Here is a 16,241-nt window from a genome sequence, read left to right as displayed (position 1 = left end):
TGTGGCATCAGGATCAACCGCGGTGACGGCCGCGGAAGTAGTTGATCAGGCCCTGGGTGGAGCCGTCCTCGGCGCTGTCTTCCAGGCTGCCGACCAGGCGCTGGTAAACGCCCTTGCCCAGCTCCTTGCCCAGTTCCACGCCCCACTGGTCGAAGGCGTTGATACCCCAGATCACGCTCTGCACGAACACCTTGTGTTCGTACATCGCCACCAGGGCGCCCAGACGGCGTGGGCTGATGCGTTCCACCACCAGGGTGTTGCTCGGGCGGTTGCCCGGGATCACCTTGTGTGGGGCCAGCTTCTCGATGTCTGCTTCATTCAGGCCCTTGGCGCGCAGCTCGGCTTCGGCTTCTTCGCGGGTCTTGCCCAGCATCAGCGCCTGGCTCTGCGACAGGCAGTTGGCGTACAGCCACTGATGATGATCGGCGACCGGGTTGAAGCTCACTACCGGCACGATGAAGTCGGCCGGGATCAGCTGGGTGCCCTGGTGGAGCAACTGGTGGTAGGCATGCTGGCCGTTGCAGCCGACGCCGCCCCAGATCACCGGGCCGGTATCGGTCTTCACCGGTTTGCCATCCTGCAGCACGCTCTTGCCGTTGGACTCCATGTCCAGCTGCTGCAGGTGCTTGGTGATGTTGCGCAGGTAATGGTCGTACGGCAGGATCGCGTGGCTGCTTGCGCCCCAGAAGTTACCGTACCAGACGCCCAGCAGGGCCAGCAGCACCGGCATGTTCTTTTCGAACGGTGCGGTCTGGAAGTGCTGGTCCATGGTGTAGGCACCGGACAGCAGTTCCTTGAAGTTGGCCATGCCGATGGCCAGGGCAATCGGCAGGCCGATGGCCGACCATAGCGAGTAGCGCCCGCCAACCCAGTCCCACATCGGGAAGATGTTCTCTTCGCGGATACCGAAGGCCACGGCCGCGGCCTTGTTGCTGGAAACAGCGATGAAGTGGCGGTACAGCTCGGCTTCCGAACCGCCCTGGGCCAGGTACCAGGTGCGTGCGGCCATGGCGTTCTTCAGCGTCTCGAGGGTGTTGAACGACTTCGACGAGACGATGAACAGGGTGGTTTCAGCACGCAGGTTGGCCGACAGCTCGTGGAATTCACTGCCGTCGATGTTCGCCAGGTAGTGGCAGCGCACGCCGCGTTGGGCATACGGCAGTAGCGCTTCGGAAACCAGTTCGGGGCCGAGGAACGAACCACCGATGCCGATGTTGACCACGTCGGTGATTGGCTTCTCGCTGTAGCCGCGCCACAGGCCGTCATGGATGCGGCCGACCAGTTCGGTAATCTGGTTGAGCACCTTGTGCACTTCCGGCATGACGTTCACGCCATTGACGCTGAGCTTGTCGCCCACCGGCCGGCGCAGGGCAGTGTGCAACACCGGGCGGCCTTCGGAGGCGTTGATGATCTCGCCGCTGAACATCGACTTGATGGCGTCTTGCAGGCCGACCTGGTCGGCCAGGTTCACCAGCAGGTCACGGGTCTGTTCGGTGATCAGGTTCTTCGAGTAGTCGAGGAACAAGCCACAGGAGCTCAGGGAGAACTGGTCGAAGCGTTTGGCGTCGGCGGCGAAGGCTTCGCGCATGCTGAAGCCTTGCATGGCGTCGCGGTGTTGCTGGAGCGCCTGCCAGGCGGGCAGGGCCGTCACATCGTGGGGTGTACGGTAATACGCCATTGCGCGGGGTTCCCTTGGTGCGTGGTGATGCCTTGGACACGGCAGTCATTGCCGGGTTCAGGCTGGCAACATTATAGGAAAAGGCCACTGGCAGGGAATGGGTATGGCGGAGGGAATTTGGGGCGCTTTGCGCCCCTGCGGGAGCTGGCTCTGCGGCGAATGAGCCGCAAGGTAGCCCCAGGCGGTTACGCGGTTTTCTCTTCCACATGCAGGTAAAGGTTGTCGATCAACCGCGTGTTACCCAGGTAAGCCGCCGCAATCACCACCAGGTCGCGATCATCGATCATCGCCGGACGCAGGCTCACGGCATGCCGCACTTCCAGGTAATCCGGGCGGAATCCCGCGGCAGCCAGTTGCGCCTGACCTTCGGCAACCAACGCAGCGAAGTCACGCTGGCCCCGGCCAATGGCCGCAGCGATGTGCTGCAGCGCGCGATACAACGCCGGCGCCGTAGCGCGCTGCTCAGGCGTCAGGTAACCGTTGCGCGACGACAGCGCCAGGCCGTCTTCGGCACGCACGGTGGGCTCGCCAATGACCTGGATCGGCATGTTCAGGTCGCGCACCATGGCGCGTATCACCGCCAGCTGCTGGAAGTCCTTTTCGCCGAACACGGCAAGGTCGGGCTGGACCATGTTGAACAGCTTGGTAACCACGGTGGCCACGCCTTCGAAATGCCCGGGTCGGCTGGCGCCGCACAGGCCTTCGGAAAGCTGGGGAACGCTGACGCGGGTTTGCACGCTCATGCCGTCTGGGTACATCTCGTCGACGGTGGGGGCGAACAACAGGTTGCAACCGGCCTGCAGCAGGCGCTCCTGGTCGGCGGCCAAGGTACGCGGGTATTTGTCGAGGTCTTCGTTGGCGCCGAACTGCAGCGGGTTGACGAAGATGCTGGCAACCACGAAATCGGCACGCTGCGCGGCCTTGGTTACCAGGGCCGCGTGGCCGCTGTGCAGGTTGCCCATGGTCGGCACGAAGCCGATGCGCTTGCCTTCACTACGCGCACGAGCAACGGCGGCACGCAATTCGCGGACGGTCTTGACTGTATTCATGCACTGAACCCGTGTTCGCTGCCAGGGAAGCTGACCTGCTTGACTGCCTCGACATAAGCGACGAGGGCGCTGTGGATATCCGGCTGGCCTTGCATGAAGTTCTTCACGAACTTCGGCACGCGACCGCTCAGCGACAGGCCGAGCATGTCGTGCAGGACCAGCACCTGGCCATCGGTGCCACTGCCGGCACCAATGCCGATCACCGGAATACCGACGGCACTGGTAATTTCCGCCGCCAGTTCGCTGGGCACGCATTCGAGCAGCAGCATGGCCGCGCCAGCCTGCTCCAGGGCGATGGCGTCGGCACGCATCTGCCGGGCCTGGGCTTCCTGGCGGCCCTGGACCTTGTAGCCGCCCAGAACGTTGACGGTTTGCGGGGTCAGGCCCATGTGCGCGCATACCGGCACGCCACGCTCGGCCAGCAAGCGGATGGTCTCGGCCAGCCAGGCAGCCCCTTCGATCTTGACCATGTGTGCGCCGGCCTGCATCAGCGTGGCGCTGTTGGCAAAAGCCTGTTCCGGAGTGGCATGCGCCATGAACGGCAGGTCGGTGAGGATCAGTGCGCCATCGTTGCCGCGTTTGACGCTGGCGGTGTGGTAGGCCATGTCCGCGGTGGTTACCGGCAGTGTGCTGTCGTGGCCTTGCAGGACCATCCCCAGCGAGTCGCCCACCAGCAACACTTCGACACCGGCCCGGCTGGCGGCCTTGGCGAAGGTCGCGTCATAGCAGGTCAGCATGGTGATTTTTTCACCCTTGGCCTTGAGGCCATTGAGGGTGGTCAGGGTTACTTCAGGCATGTAGGAAATTCCTCGTTCAGGCGCTGTAAGAAACGACTGCATTCAACGCGTAGTCATCTTCCGGAGCGGCACATCATCGCGTGTGATGTTCGGGCACAGGTCCGTCCGGGCCTAAATACGGGTAGCGGCACTTCGGTGCCACACGGGACGCCTATAGTCGTGAGCGAGGTGGGGGAAGTCAATGACCCTGTTACCGCATTGTTACGTTCAGGGTGTTACTGGCGTTACCGCGCCGCTGTGCTCGGCTGGAACGCCCGGTTTACAGGCGTTCGAGACCGACGAACGGGCACGCTTCGAGCAACTGCGCGAGGGCGCGGCCATCGGCCAGACGGAAATCGCCCGGTACCAGTTCGGCCAGCGGGTACAACACGAAAGGCCGGGCATGCATGTGGTAATGCGGCACCTTCAGGCGCGGTTCATCCAGCACCTGGTCGCCGAACAGCAGAATGTCCAGGTCCAGTGTGCGCGGGCCCCAGCGCTCCAAGCGCACACGGCCCTGGTCATTTTCGATGGCTTGCAGCGCATCGAGCAGGGCCAAGGGCGGCAAGGCGGTGTCCACGGCGGCGACGGCATTGGTGTAGCGCGGTTGCCCTGGCAGCAGCGAGTCACTGGTGTAGAGGGCCGAGGCCGCCACCAGGCGCGTGCCTTCTACCTGGTCCAGTGCCTGCAGGGCGTTGCGCAGCTGCTCGGCAGGTGCGTCCAGGTTGCTGCCCAGGCCGATATAGGCGCGGGTGGTCACTCGAATGCCTCGTCGCCGCCGCGCTTGCGCTTGCCGCCGCTGCGCTTGCGTTTACGTGGGCCGGCGCCGGTGCCTTCATCACGGCTGCCCAGCTCGCGGATCATCTCGCGGCGCTCGCTGTCGTTGGCATCCTGGTAGTCGGTCCACCACTGGCCGAGTTCGTCGGTTTCTTCCCCGGCGCTTTCGCGCAGCAGCAGGAAGTCGTAACCGGCGCGGAAGCGCGGGTTGTCCAGCAAGACATCGGCGCGCTTGCCGCTGCGCCGTGGCAGACGTTCCTGCATGTCCCAGATCTCGCGGATCGGCAGGGTGAAGCGCTTGGGGATGGCGATGCGTGCGCATTGCTCGGCGATCAGGTCGTGGGCTGCACCGTTCATGGCCGGGATGGGCGGCACGCCCTGGGCTTGCAGGTGCAGCACGCGGGCCGGCAGGGCTGGCCACAGCAGCGCGGCGAAGAGGAACGCCGGGGTTACCGGTTTGCCTTGCTTCACGCGCAGGTCGGTGTTGTGCAGCGCCTGGCTGATCAGGGTATGGGTGTAGGTCGGGCGCTCGTCCAGGGCATGTGCACTGGCCGGGAACAGCGGTTCGAACAGCTGCAGGTCGACCAGCATTTCGAAGGCGATGGCGCCCTGGCCGGAGAGGAACAGCTTGAGGCTCTCCTCGAACAGGCGCGCCGGCGGAATCTCGCGCAGCAGCGGTGCCAGTTCGCGCACCGGCTGGACAGTGTGCTTTTCGATACCGAAGTCGAGCTTGGCGGCAAAGCGCACCGCGCGCAGCATGCGCACCGGGTCTTCCTGGTAGCGATGGGTCGGGTCACCGATCAGGCGCAGCAGGCGGTTACGGATATCGTGCACGCCATTGGCATAGTCGAGGATGCGCTCGCTGACTGGGTCGTAGTACAGGGCATTGATGGTGAAGTCGCGGCGTTGCGCGTCCTCTTCCAGGGTGCCGTACACGTTGTCACGCAGGATACGGCCGCTGGCATTGTGCGACGAGCGGTGGCTGTCACCCTGGTCGTCTTCCGAATGGTGGGCGCGGAAGGTGGCGACTTCGATGATCTCACGGCCGAAATGTACGTGGACCAGCTTGAAGCGGCGACCGATGATGCGCGCGTTGCGGAATTCGGCACGGACCTGTTCGGGGGTGGCGCTGGTGGCAACATCGAAATCTTTGGGGGTGATGCCAAGCATCAGGTCGCGGACACAGCCACCGACCAGGTAAGCCTGGTAGCCGGCGCTTTGCAGGCGTTCCACGATGCTCACCGCATGGCGGCTGAACTGGTGGCGCTGCAGCGAATGCTGGCTCTTGTTGATCACCTCAGGTGTGGTACGCCTGTGATGCGGGCCCGGTACGGGCGGGCGGAACGACTGGAACAGCTTCTTCAGCATGGGATGCACTGTTTGAAGGAATGTTCGGCCAAGAATAGGAGAATGGCCGCATGATGGGCGGGGATTCTAGCATTTACTCAAGGAATGGTGTAGGCGGGTAGCAGGATGCCTGCCAGAACGGTAGAAACGACAAGGGGAGCCTAAGCTCCCCAAGAAGTCGTTGCGTGCTCTTATTGTTTTTCTGCTGGGCTTCTTGTTTTTGTTGAGTGCCCTGCCCACAAATCTCGAAGCTTGTGGACGACCCCCAAGCCAGGGGTTAAGAGCAAACGGATTGCTTTGGCCGCTGATGTCACGTTGATCTGTCGATCCAACCAGTTCAGGCGCTGCTTTTCAGTGCAGTTTTTGTTGTTCTCTGCCTGGTCGTGGGGCAAGCCCCAAACACGCATCCTCTCCAAAAGAATCAGTTAGCTGCGCCTCCGCCGTCTTGTTTTTATTGTGCGTGAGCCGTTTCGTCTTGTTCTTATTCTAGGTTGCAGTGCTTGTTATTGTTCTTGTACCAGATATATAGCAGGTGCCGTGCCAATTTTTTGAAATCCAGTAAAATCAAGGGCTTGAGGCATTCGTGACCTATTTCACCAGCTGAAAATGTCGAAATTTCGTTACCGTACGCCTCGGGAACTGTTACGGCGGAAGCGTGGGTAACAGATTTTTGCGCAGGCCGGTGTGTTACCTGAAGGTGGGCTGGGCGTGCCCGCGAAGAGGCCGTTGAGGCTGATAGAGAGGGGCAGGAGAAATCTCCTGCCCTGGGCAGGTCGGTTATTCGCTGGTAGCGTTGCTCTTGCGTCGCGGAATGCCGAGGCGCTGGCGGCGTTCCCACAGGCATTTGCGGCTGACCCCGAGCTTGCGGGCCAACTCGGTTTCGGTCATGTGGTCCTGGTGCTCGAGCACGAAGTGCTGGAAGTAGTCCTCCAGCGACAGGTCTTCGGTCGGTTCATGGCTGGCGTTGGAGGCGCTGGCCACCGCCAGGGCGTTGTCGAGGATCTCGTCTTCTTCCAGGTCGCTCAGTTCAATATCGATGCCCAGCAGGTCAGCGGAAATTTCTGCACTCTCGCTGAGAATGACCGCGCGCTCAACGGCGTTCTCCAGCTCCCGCACGTTCCCCGGCCAGCTGTAATGGCGGATGGCTTGCTCCGCCTCGGCGGAGAAATGCAGGTCGTCACGGCCGATACGCGCGCTCTGGCGGGCCAGGAAGGCGCTGGCAATCTCGTTGACGTCGCTGCCGCGCTCGCGCAGGGCAGGCAGTTTCAGGGCGATCACGTGCAGGCGGTAATACAGGTCTTCACGGAACTGGCCGGCCTTGGCCAGGTTCTTCAGGTCGCGGTGGGTTGCGGCAATCAGGCGCACATCGACCTTCTGCGACTGCACCGAGCCGACCCGACGGATCTCGCCTTCTTGTAGCACACGCAACAGGCGGGCCTGGGCTTCCAGCGGCAGTTCGCCGATTTCGTCGAGGAACAGGGTACCGCCGTCGGCGGCCTCCACCAGGCCCGCGCGCCCGGCACTGGCGCCGGTGAACGCACCTTTTTCGTGGCCGAACAGTTCGGACTCGATCAGCGTTTCCGGGATGGCTGCGCAGTTCACCGAGATCATCGGTGCCTTGGCCCGGCGCGACAGGTTGTGCAGGGCGCGGGCCACCAGTTCCTTGCCGGTACCCGACTCGCCCTGGATCAGCACGTTGGAGTCAGTGGGCGCGACCTTGCGGATCTTGCTGTACATATCCTGCATCGGGGGGCAGGAACCGATGATGCCGATCTCGCCATTGGCCGGGGCGCTGCCCTTGTCGGCGGGGGCCGCCTTGCCATTGCTGGCGCGCGGCTCGGCAACCGGTGCGGCGGCCGGGGCGTTCTGCCGGTCGCGCAGGATACGTGCTACGGCCTGGAGCATCTCGTCGTGGTCGAAGGGCTTGGCAATGTAGTCCACCGCGCCCATTTTCATCGAGTCCACCGCCGAGCGCAGGCTGGCATAGCTGGTCATGATCAGTACCGGGGTACCTTGGCCGAGCTTGATCAGTTCGGTGCCGGGTGCGCCTGGCAGGCGCAGGTCGCTGACGATCAGGTCGAAGGTGGCAATGCTGAAGCGTTCCTGGGCTTCCTGCACCGAGCCGGCTTCGCTGACCTGGTACTGGTTCCGCTCGAGCAGGCGACGCAAGGCCGAGCGGATGATGGTTTCGTCTTCGACGATCAGAATGTGCGGCATTGATTCAATTCTCTCGACGGTCTCGAATTTCAGGGGACGTCGCTACGACATGCCGGGGCAGGGTCACGCGGATCCGGGTGCCACGCTGCCGTTCGATATCGGCCGGGCTGTCGATGGTGATTTGCCCATAATGCTCTTCCACGATGGAATAGACCAGAGCGAGCCCCAGTCCGGTTCCTTCGCCCGGGTCCTTGGTGGTGAAGAAGGGTTCGAACAGGCGGTCCATGATGTTCTTCGGAATCCCGCTGCCCTCGTCCTCGACGATCAGGTCGACGGTGTGTTCGTTGACCTCGCTGCGCACGCGCACGGCGCTGCCGGGCGGCGAGGCGTCGCGGGCGTTGGAGAGCAGGTTGATCAGCACCTGGGCCAGGCGCTGCGGGTCCCCCTCGACCCAGTGCTCAGGGTCGCAGAGGTTGAAGAACTGTACTTCGAAATTGCGCCGGTTCAACGCCAGCAGACCAATGGCATCCTGCGCCACTTCGGCCAGGCATACGGGCTCTTCGCTGTTCTGGTGGCTGCCGCCGGCATGGGCGAAGCTCATCAGCGACTGCACAATGCGCGAAACCCGCTTGGTCTGTTCCAGAATCTGGCTGGACAGTTCGATGATCTCGCCGTCGCCCTCACGCTCCTCGCGCAGGTTCTGCGCCAGGCAGGCAATGCCGGTGATCGGGTTGCCGATCTCGTGGGCCACGCCGGCCGCCAGGCGGCCGATGCTGGCCAGACGTTCGGAATGCACCAGCTTGTCTTCCAGCGCCTGGGTTTCGGTGAGGTCCTCAACCAGTAGCACCAGGCCGCTGTTGCCCGGAGCCAATGGCTCGTCGATGGCCGCCTTGTGCAGGTTCAGCCAACGTGGCTGGCCGTCCAGCGCCAGGCGCTGCTTGTGCAGGTGCTCGTCGGGCACGTTGATGAACCCTTGCAGCAGGCCGCGCCAGGGTTCGTCGATGGTGACCAGGCGCGAGCCGACCACGTGCTTGGCAGCAATGCCGGTGAGCTCCTCCATGGCCTTGTTCCACATCAGGATTTCCTGGTCCTTGGCCAGCGAGCAGACGCCCATTGGCAGCTCTTGCAGGGTCTGGCGGTGGTAGCGGCGCAGGGCATCGAGTTCGGCGGCCAGGCCGGTCAGGCGCGAGTGGTAGTCTTCCAGGCGGCTTTCGATGAAGTGGATGTCCTCGGTCACGTAGTTCTCGTTACCGGATTTGTACGGCAGGAAGGTCTCGACCATGTCCTGCGCCACGCTGGGGCCCATCAGGCCGGACAGGTTGGCCTCGATACGGTCGCGCAGGCGGCGCAAGGCATAGGGGCGGCGCTCGTCGAACGGTAGATAGAGGTCGCGCAGGGCCTGTTCCACTTCCTTCTGTGCGGCCTTGGCGCCCAGCGGCTTGGCCAGCTGGGTGGCAAACTCCTGCGGCGAGGCGGCGTGCAGCTCGCGGCGCTGCGGGCGGCGCACGTTATCCACCGCACAGGCTTCGGCTGCGCTGACCTCTTCGGTACTGGCATTGGTGAACAACGAGATCAGGGTGAACAGCAGCACGTTGGCCGCCAGCGATGCAATCGCCGCCATGTGCCAGCTGGTGTCGTCCAGCACGTAGATCATGTCCAGCAGCGGGATGTAAAAGCCCTGCAGGTTGCCCAGCAGCGGCAGCAGCATGGTCACCATCCACACCAGGGTACCGGCCAGCAGGCCGGCGATGAAGCCGCGGCGGTTGGCGGTGGGCCAGTACAGCACCGACAGCACGCCCGGCAGGAACTGCAAGGTGGCGACGAAGGCGACGATGCCCAGGTTGGCCAGGCTCTGGTGATTGTTCTGGGTCAGGTAGAACATGAAGCCGGCGGTAATGATGGCGACGATCAGCGCGCGGCGGGTCCACTTCAGCCAGCGGTAGATATTGCCTTCGGCCGGTGGCTGGTACAGCGGCAGCACCAGGTGGTTGAGGGCCATGCCCGACAGCGCCAGGGTGGTGACGATGATCAGCCCGCTGGCAGCCGACAAGCCGCCGATATAGGCCAGTAGCGCCAGTGCCTGGTTGTTGGCGGCAATCCCCAGGCCCAGGGTGAAATACTCGGGGTTGGTGCTGGCGCCCAGGCGCAGGCCGGCCCACAGCACCAGCGGCACGGCCAGGCTCATCAGCAGCAGGAACAGTGGCAGGCCCCAGCTGGCACTGACCAGCGAGCGCGGGTTGAGGTTTTCGGTGAAGGCCATGTGGTACATGTGCGGCATGACGATGGCCGAGGCGAAGAACACCAGCAGCAAGGTGCGCCATGGCCCCTCCTGCAGCGGGGTGTGCAGGGCTGCCAGGGCGGTCTGGTTCTGTAGCAGCCACACCTCCAGCTGGTGCGGGCCGCCGAACACGCCATACAGGGCATACAAGCCGATGCCGCCCAGCGCCAGCAGCTTGATCACCGACTCGAAGGCGATGGCGAATACCAGCCCTTCGTGTTTCTCGCGCGTGGCGATGTGCCGCGAACCGAAGAAGATGGTGAACAGGATGATCAGGGTACAGAAGGCGAAGGCCACCCGGGCCTTGACCGGTTCGCCGGTGAGGATGCTGATCGAGTCGGCCACTGCCTGGATCTGCAGGGCCAGCAAGGGCAGCACGCCGATCAGCATGAAAATCGTGGTCAGCGCGCCTGCCCAGGTACTGCGGAAGCGGAACGCCAGCAGGTCGGCCAGCGATGACAGCTGGTAGGTGCGGGTGATCTTGAGGATCGGGTAGAGCAGCACCGGTGCCAGCAGGAACGCGCCGGAAACCCCGAGGTAACAGGCGAGGAAGCCGTAACCGTACTGGTAGGCCAGGCCGACCGAGCCATAGAAGGCCCACGCACTGGCATACACGCCCAGCGACAGGGTATAGGTCAGCGGATGGCGAATGATCGAACGCGGGATCAGGCCCCGCTCGCTGATCCAGGCCACGCCGAACAGCACCATCAGGTACGCGGCGCTGATCAGGATCATCTGGGTCAGGCTAAAGCTCATCGGCATCTCGTTGGCTCTGCAGGATGAAGGTGACGACGATCAGGATCAGCCAGAGCAGGTAAGGGCGGTACCAGGCTCCGGTCGGCTCGATCCACCAGTCCATGATGGCCGGGGAGAACAGGTAGATCCCCACGACCAGAAGCAGGACCAAACGATAGATGTACATGCTGGCCTCGATGGTTGGGCGCTGCGGGCTTGGACTTATTATTGGCGCAAATGGCTGGGGGGATGCTAGCGGGAATCCAGGGGGTTCGCCAAGGGGTTGAATTTATTGGTCTTTTGTTTTTGAGGGGGTTGCCTGTGCCGGCCTCTTCGCGGGTGAACCCGCTCCCACAGGTAATGCGCTTTCCTCAGGTTTGGTGAGGGCCCTGTGGGAGCGGGTTTACCCGCGAAAGGGGCGGGCCTGCCTCAGAGCAAATCAGCCTCCGGCACTGTGGTTCTGCGCGCAATCGCCTCAGGCTGCCACTGTTTGCGGGCTACCACCAGCACTTCGGCCGGTGTCGCCAGCAACAGCTCGGGGTCGGTCTCCTGGCCCAGCGCCCGCAATGCCCGCAGTAACAGCGGCGTGGCTTGCTCTGCCTGCAGCGGCGGCGAGCGGTACGATTTGCCCAGCTTGTGTCCATCCGGCTGGACGATCAGCGGTATATGCAGGTAGCGCGGTTGCGAAAAACCCAGCAACTCTTGCAGGTACAGCTGGCGCGGGGTGTTGTCGAGCAGGTCGGCGCCGCGCACGATGTCGGTAACACCTTGCCAGGCATCATCCAGTACCACCGCCAGCTGGTAGGCATATAGCCCGTCGCGGCGCTGGATGACGAAATCCCCTACCTCACGCCCCAGGTGTTGCTGGAACTCGCCCTGCACCCGGTCGGTAAAGCGATAGATCAGTTCCGGTACCCGCAAGCGGATCGCCGCGCCTTCACGCGCATGCCCGGCGTTGCGACAAAAACCGGGGTAGATGCCGTTGTAACCCTCGAGCTGCTTGCGTGAGCAGGTGCAGGCATAAGCCAGGCCCATGTTGAACAGGCGATCGACCACTGCGGCGTAGGCGTCGTGGCGCTGGCTCTGGAACACCACTTCGCCATCCCATTCCAGGCCATAGCGCTCCAGCGTCTGCAGGATGGCATCGCGAGCACCGGGCATTTCCCGCGGCGGGTCGGTATCCTCCATGCGCAGCAGCCAGCGGCCGTTGACAGCGCGGGCATCGAGCCAGGAGGCGAGGGCGGCGACCAGCGAGCCGAAGTGCAGGAAGCCGCTGGGGGTAGGGGCGAAACGCCCGATGTAACAGGTATCGGTCATGGTCAGGCTGGGCATGAAAATGAAACGGGGCGCATGATGCGCCCCGTCCGGATGGAAGAAAGATCAGCCTTTGCCGACCGTCTTTTCCTTTTTCTCGGCGATTTCCTTGCAGTCGAAGCACAGGTCCGCAGTAGGACGGGCTTCCAGGCGACGCAGGCCGATCTCGATGCCGCACGATTCGCACCAGCCGTACTCATCGGCCTTGATCTTTTCGAGGGTCTTGTCGATCTTCTTGATCAGCTTGCGCTCGCGATCGCGGTTACGCAGCTCCAGGGCGAATTCTTCTTCCTGGCTGGCGCGGTCGGCCGGGTCGGGGAAGTTGGCTGCCTCGTCCTTCATGTGGTCCACAGTGCGGTCGACACTTTCCATCAAGTCTCGCTTCCAGGCGCCGAGAAGCTTGGTGAAGTGCTGTTTCATGGGCTCGCCCATGTACTCTTCACCCTTGGTTTCTACGTAGGGCTCGACACCGTACATGGTCTGGGCTTTTTGCTTTTCTACGGTGGACATGAATAGACCGCCTCTCACTCATCTGATCCAATGCGCAGGCTGCTCCATCTCCGGCACCCGCCGGCCCTGCGACTGCGAGCCGCCGAACTTACCAGATAGATCGGGGGTGCGCTACCCCGCCCGATCTTGCTGATTGACACCGGCCTGAGCGGTACGTTCGATCGCTTGCAGAGGTAGAATCTCAAGTTTAGACCCTATTGAGAGAAGGTCATGGCCCACCCTTACAGCGCGCGCAGCCGCGCCATCGAACCCTTCCATGTCATGGCGCTGCTGGCCCGGGCCAACGAGCTGCAGGCGGCCGGGCATGACGTGATCCACCTGGAAATCGGCGAGCCGGACTTCACCACGGCAGCACCGATCGTCGCCGCTGGCCAGGCGGCACTCGCCGCCGGACACACCCGTTATACCGCCGCCCGCGGCCTGCCAGCGTTGCGCGAGGCGATTGCCGGTTTCTATGGCCAGCGCTATGGCCTGAGTGTCGAGCCGGAACGCATCCTCATTACGCCGGGCGGCTCCGGTGCACTGCTGCTGGCCAGCAGCCTGCTGGTCGACCCGGGCAAACACTGGCTGCTGGCCGACCCGGGTTACCCGTGCAACCGGCACTTCCTGCGCCTGGTCGAAGGTGGGGCACAACTGGTGCCGGTGGGGCCGGAGGTCAACTACCAGCTGACCGCCGACCTGGTGCAGCGCCATTGGGACAAGGACACCGTCGGCGCCCTGGTTGCCTCGCCAGCCAACCCCACCGGCACCGTGCTGGGCAGAGACGAACTGGCCAGCCTGTCCAGAGCCACCCGGGAGCGCCACGGCCACCTGGTGGTGGACGAGATCTACCATGGCCTGACCTACGGCATGGACGCACCGAGTGTGCTGGAAGTGGACGACTCGGCCTTCGTGCTGAATAGTTTTTCCAAGTATTTCGGCATGACCGGGTGGCGCCTCGGCTGGCTGGTAGCGCCGCCGGGCGCCGTGGCAGACCTGGAAAAGCTGGCGCAAAACCTGTACATCAGCGCGCCGAGCATGGCCCAGCACGCTGCGTTGGCGTGTTTCAAGCCCGAGAGCCTGGCCATTTTCGAAGTGCGCCGCGCCGAGTTCGCCCGCCGTCGCGACTACCTGTTGCCCGCCCTGCGCGAACTGGGCTTCAGGATTGCCGTTGAACCGCAAGGGGCGTTCTACCTTTACGCTGACATCAGTGCCTTTGGCGGTGACGCGTTCGCTTTCTGTCGGCATTTCCTGGAGACCGAGCACATCGCCTTCACACCGGGTCTGGACTTCGGTCGTCATCTGGCCGGGCACCATGTGCGCTTTGCCTACACCCAGAGCCTGCCGCGCCTGGAACAAGCGGTACAGCGCATTGCCCGCGGCTTGCGGAGCTGGCAAGGCTGATGCGATTTTCGCCGACACTCAAAAAAGGTCGCCTGCTGCGCCGCTACAAACGTTTTCTCGCCGATATCGAAATGGTGGGCGGCGAGCAGATGACCATTCACTGCCCTAACACCGGCTCGATGCTGAACTGCATGCGTGAAGGCGGGGAGGTATGGTTCAGCCGCTCCACCGACCCCAAGCGCAAGCTGCCAGGTACCTGGGAAATCAGCGAAACCCCGCAAGGGCGGCTGGCCTGCGTGAACACCGGGCGGGCCAATGCGCTGGTCGAAGAAGCCTTGCATGCCGGCACCATTGCCGAACTGGCAGGCTTTACCGCACTCAGACGGGAAGTGGCCTACGGCGAAGAAGGCAGCCGCATCGATTTTCGCTTGGAGTTCAATGGTGCCCCGGCTTATGTCGAGGTCAAGAGCGTGACCCTTGGCTATCCCGACAGCTCGGTCGCGGCTTTTCCCGATGCGGTGACCCAGCGCGGCGCCAAGCACCTGCGTGAGCTGGCCAAGCTGGCCCGGCAGGGCGTGCGGGCGGTGCAGTTGTATTGCGTCAACCTGACCGGCGTCGATGCAGTGCGCCCGGCCGAGGAAATCGATGCGGCCTATGCCCAGGCACTGCGCGATGCCGTGGCCGATGGCGTGGAAGTGCTGGCTTACGGCACCCGCCTGAACCCGGAGGGCATCGTCATCGATCGCCGCCTGCCGGTGCTGCTTACGCCTTGAACCAGATACCTTGGCTGTCTTCGTGGCAGCCAAGTGCCTCAAGTGACTCGCCTTCGCAAGGCCCGGCCACGCACTCACCAGTTTCGATGAGGAACAAGGCGCCGTGGTGGGCGCAGTGAATCAGGCTGGCGCTGTCATCAAGGAAGGCATCTGGCGCCCAGTTCAGTGGTATGCCGCGGTGCGGGCAACGGTTGCGGTAAAGGTAAACCTGGCCCAGACGGCGCACGCCGAACAACTCGACGCCTTCTACACTGAAGGCGCGACTCTGGCCTTCGACAAGGCTCTGGGAAGTACAAAGGAAGTGCATGGCAACGACGACTCGTGAAACAAGGGGTGGCTTGACCCGCCAGTGTGGATGTCCATCAGGTTACCCGCATTCGCTGTGTCTGGCTGCCTGTGCTGCGCAGTTTCGCCGCAGGCTGCCAGAAGCCCGGTTTACCGGTACCGGCCAGATCCATCGTGAGTGACAGAGAGGCTTCGCATATGCGCCATCCGCTGTTGTCAGGTTTCTCTTTATGCCTCGCGCTGGCCCTGGGCGCTTGCCAGGCCAGCCTGCCAGCGCTGCCAGCCTGGCAAAGCAGCGAAGGGCGCGCCCATCCCGAGCTGGGGCATATCGTCGAGCTTGCCAGTGGGCAACTGCTCAACCCGGAGCAACTGGTACAACGCCTGGCTGTTGCGCCGCGGGTACTGGTCGGCGAGAAACACGACAACCCCGACCACCATGCCCTGCAACTGTGGCTGTTGCGGGCGCTGCAGGCCCAGCGTGCACAAGGCAGCCTGCTGCTGGAAATGCTGCAGCCCGAGCAGCAACCGCTGCTGGACAGGCTCGCAGGGCAGCCCGTGCCGGCCGATCTGCCACAGGCCCTGGCCTGGCAGGACGGTTGGGACTGGCAAATGTACGGGCCAATCGTCACCGAGGCGTTGCAGCAACGCATTCCTTTGCTGGCTGCCAACCTGTCCCCCGGCCAGATGCGCCAGGCGTATCGGCAACCGGCATCGCTGGTAGGCGAGCGGTCGAATGCACCAGCGGTCAAGGCGGCGTTGCTGCAACAAGTGCGCGCCGGCCATTGTGGGATGCTTCCGGACAGCCAGTTGCCCGCAATGTTAGCCGTGCAGCAGCAGCGCGACCGGCGAATGGCCGAGCGCCTGTTAGCGGCACCGCAGCCAGCTTTGTTGTTTGCCGGTGCCTATCATGTGCGCAAGGACCTGGGCGTGCCGTTGCATCTGGCTGACTTGGGTGCGCAGGATAGCAGCAGGGTTTTACTGTTGGCTGAGGCGGGTGAGCAGGTCGAGGCGGGGCAAGCTGATTACGTGTGGTATACGGCGGCACCGCCGGCGCAGGACTACTGCGCACAATTACAACGCTGAGCCCACACGCCTGGCAAAAAAAGACCCGGCAAACTGCCGGGTCAATAACCGTGATTAGCCTGATGAGGAGATAATCTGAGAGTCCGAACCAAGGTCTCTTAGCTTATCCAACCAGTCTCGCGACCAGTTGTGATAATCATAACGATTCTCATTTCG

The 16,241-nt window shown here is 63.3% G+C and carries 14 protein-coding genes; 3 read left to right on the top strand and 11 right to left on the bottom strand.

Features of this window, described 5'->3' with window-relative positions:
- Positions 1-13 precede the first annotated feature (13 nt).
- The 10 genes from pgi to dksA all read right to left on the bottom strand — a co-directional run bounded on the left by pgi (position 14) and on the right by dksA (position 12,621).
- Positions 14-1,678 (bottom strand): glucose-6-phosphate isomerase, encoded by a 1,665-nt coding sequence (gene pgi / locus QSV36_RS23160; protein WP_225779304.1) that lies wholly within the window; start codon positions 1,676-1,678, stop codon positions 14-16.
- Between the two features lie 185 nt (positions 1,679-1,863).
- A complete protein-coding gene (gene panC / locus QSV36_RS23155) occupies positions 1,864-2,727 on the bottom strand; it encodes a pantoate--beta-alanine ligase (RefSeq protein WP_289134825.1) in 864 nt (287 codons plus the stop codon).
- Positions 2,724-3,524, bottom strand: coding sequence for a 3-methyl-2-oxobutanoate hydroxymethyltransferase (panB, locus tag QSV36_RS23150; RefSeq protein ID WP_289134822.1), 801 nt, complete (start codon positions 3,522-3,524; stop codon positions 2,724-2,726). Before panB ends, panC begins: the two co-directional genes overlap by 4 nt.
- 259 nt (positions 3,525-3,783) lie before the next feature.
- Positions 3,784-4,263: a 2-amino-4-hydroxy-6-hydroxymethyldihydropteridine diphosphokinase gene (folK, locus tag QSV36_RS23145; RefSeq protein WP_289134820.1), complete on the bottom strand. Its 480-nt coding sequence runs from the start codon at positions 4,261-4,263 to the stop codon at positions 3,784-3,786.
- Positions 4,260-5,648, bottom strand: coding sequence for a polynucleotide adenylyltransferase PcnB (locus QSV36_RS23140; protein WP_289134817.1), 1,389 nt, complete (start codon positions 5,646-5,648; stop codon positions 4,260-4,262). The genes folK and QSV36_RS23140 overlap by 4 nt, the downstream gene beginning before the upstream one ends.
- A gap of 756 nt (positions 5,649-6,404) precedes the next feature.
- A complete protein-coding gene (locus QSV36_RS23135) occupies positions 6,405-7,844 on the bottom strand; it encodes a sigma-54-dependent transcriptional regulator (RefSeq protein ID WP_289134814.1) in 1,440 nt (479 codons plus the stop codon).
- Positions 7,845-7,848: 4 nt separating this feature from the next.
- Complete coding sequence (locus QSV36_RS23130) at positions 7,849-10,824, bottom strand: sensor histidine kinase (protein WP_289134811.1); 2,976 nt, start codon at positions 10,822-10,824, stop codon at positions 7,849-7,851.
- A complete protein-coding gene (locus tag QSV36_RS23125) occupies positions 10,808-10,984 on the bottom strand; it encodes a hypothetical protein (RefSeq protein WP_003250005.1) in 177 nt (58 codons plus the stop codon). Before QSV36_RS23125 ends, QSV36_RS23130 begins: the two co-directional genes overlap by 17 nt.
- Positions 10,985-11,226: 242 nt before the next feature.
- Positions 11,227-12,114, bottom strand: coding sequence for a tRNA glutamyl-Q(34) synthetase GluQRS (gene gluQRS / locus QSV36_RS23120; RefSeq protein ID WP_289134836.1), 888 nt, complete (start codon positions 12,112-12,114; stop codon positions 11,227-11,229).
- A gap of 63 nt (positions 12,115-12,177) precedes the next feature.
- Positions 12,178-12,621 carry an RNA polymerase-binding protein DksA gene (dksA, locus tag QSV36_RS23115; RefSeq protein ID WP_046613112.1) on the bottom strand — a complete coding sequence of 148 codons (444 nt, stop codon included), beginning with the start codon at positions 12,619-12,621 and terminating at the stop codon, positions 12,178-12,180.
- 210 nt (positions 12,622-12,831) lie between these two features.
- On the opposite strand from dksA, the gene QSV36_RS23110 reads away from it, so the two are divergent.
- Both QSV36_RS23110 and sfsA read left to right on the top strand, forming a co-directional pair.
- The gene (locus QSV36_RS23110) at positions 12,832-14,004 is read left to right on the top strand and encodes a pyridoxal phosphate-dependent aminotransferase (protein ID WP_289134807.1); all 1,173 of its coding nucleotides are present in this window, start codon (positions 12,832-12,834) and stop codon (positions 14,002-14,004) included.
- A complete protein-coding gene (sfsA, locus tag QSV36_RS23105; RefSeq protein ID WP_289134804.1) occupies positions 14,004-14,717 on the top strand; it encodes a DNA/RNA nuclease SfsA in 714 nt (237 codons plus the stop codon). Before QSV36_RS23110 ends, sfsA begins: the two co-directional genes overlap by 1 nt.
- On the opposite strand, the gene QSV36_RS23100 is transcribed toward sfsA, so the two are convergent.
- Positions 14,707-15,024, bottom strand: coding sequence for a Rieske (2Fe-2S) protein (locus QSV36_RS23100; protein ID WP_289134801.1), 318 nt, complete (start codon positions 15,022-15,024; stop codon positions 14,707-14,709). The genes sfsA and QSV36_RS23100 overlap by 11 nt on opposite strands.
- A 176-nt stretch (positions 15,025-15,200) precedes the next feature.
- Between QSV36_RS23100 and QSV36_RS23095 the strand changes: the two genes are divergently transcribed.
- Entirely contained in the window at positions 15,201-16,085 is an 885-nt protein-coding gene (locus QSV36_RS23095) for a ChaN family lipoprotein (RefSeq protein ID WP_289134798.1), read from the top strand.
- Positions 16,086-16,241 lie beyond the last annotated feature (156 nt).

The sequence above is a fragment of the Pseudomonas sp. BCRC 81390 genome, from assembly GCF_030341915.1.
In the GTDB taxonomy this organism is placed as follows: Bacteria; Pseudomonadota; Gammaproteobacteria; order Pseudomonadales; family Pseudomonadaceae; genus Aquipseudomonas.
This window is presented reverse-complemented; position numbering and strand designations above follow the sequence as displayed.

What these genes read in the sequence shown, in the direction of transcription:
- QSV36_RS23125 (WP_003250005.1), bottom strand. Translation starts at nt 10,984, where the DNA reads ATGTACATCTATCGTTTGGTCCTGCTTCTGGTCGTGGGGATCTACCTG.
- panB (WP_289134822.1), bottom strand. Translation starts at nt 3,524, where the DNA reads ATGCCTGAAGTAACCCTGACCACCCTCAATGGCCTCAAGGCCAAGGGT.
- QSV36_RS23110 (WP_289134807.1), top strand. Translation starts at nt 12,832, where the DNA reads ATGGCCCACCCTTACAGCGCGCGCAGCCGCGCCATCGAACCCTTCCAT.
- QSV36_RS23095 (WP_289134798.1), top strand. Translation starts at nt 15,201, where the DNA reads ATGCGCCATCCGCTGTTGTCAGGTTTCTCTTTATGCCTCGCGCTGGCC.
- gluQRS (WP_289134836.1), bottom strand. Translation starts at nt 12,114, where the DNA reads ATGACCGATACCTGTTACATCGGGCGTTTCGCCCCTACCCCCAGCGGC.
- pgi (WP_225779304.1), bottom strand. Translation starts at nt 1,678, where the DNA reads ATGGCGTATTACCGTACACCCCACGATGTGACGGCCCTGCCCGCCTGG.
- dksA (WP_046613112.1), bottom strand. Translation starts at nt 12,621, where the DNA reads ATGTCCACCGTAGAAAAGCAAAAAGCCCAGACCATGTACGGTGTCGAG.
- QSV36_RS23135 (WP_289134814.1), bottom strand. Translation starts at nt 7,844, where the DNA reads ATGCCGCACATTCTGATCGTCGAAGACGAAACCATCATCCGCTCGGCC.
- panC (WP_289134825.1), bottom strand. Translation starts at nt 2,727, where the DNA reads ATGAATACAGTCAAGACCGTCCGCGAATTGCGTGCCGCCGTTGCTCGT.
- QSV36_RS23100 (WP_289134801.1), bottom strand. Translation starts at nt 15,024, where the DNA reads ATGCACTTCCTTTGTACTTCCCAGAGCCTTGTCGAAGGCCAGAGTCGC.
- QSV36_RS23130 (WP_289134811.1), bottom strand. Translation starts at nt 10,824, where the DNA reads ATGCCGATGAGCTTTAGCCTGACCCAGATGATCCTGATCAGCGCCGCG.
- QSV36_RS23140 (WP_289134817.1), bottom strand. Translation starts at nt 5,648, where the DNA reads ATGCTGAAGAAGCTGTTCCAGTCGTTCCGCCCGCCCGTACCGGGCCCG.
- sfsA (WP_289134804.1), top strand. Translation starts at nt 14,004, where the DNA reads ATGCGATTTTCGCCGACACTCAAAAAAGGTCGCCTGCTGCGCCGCTAC.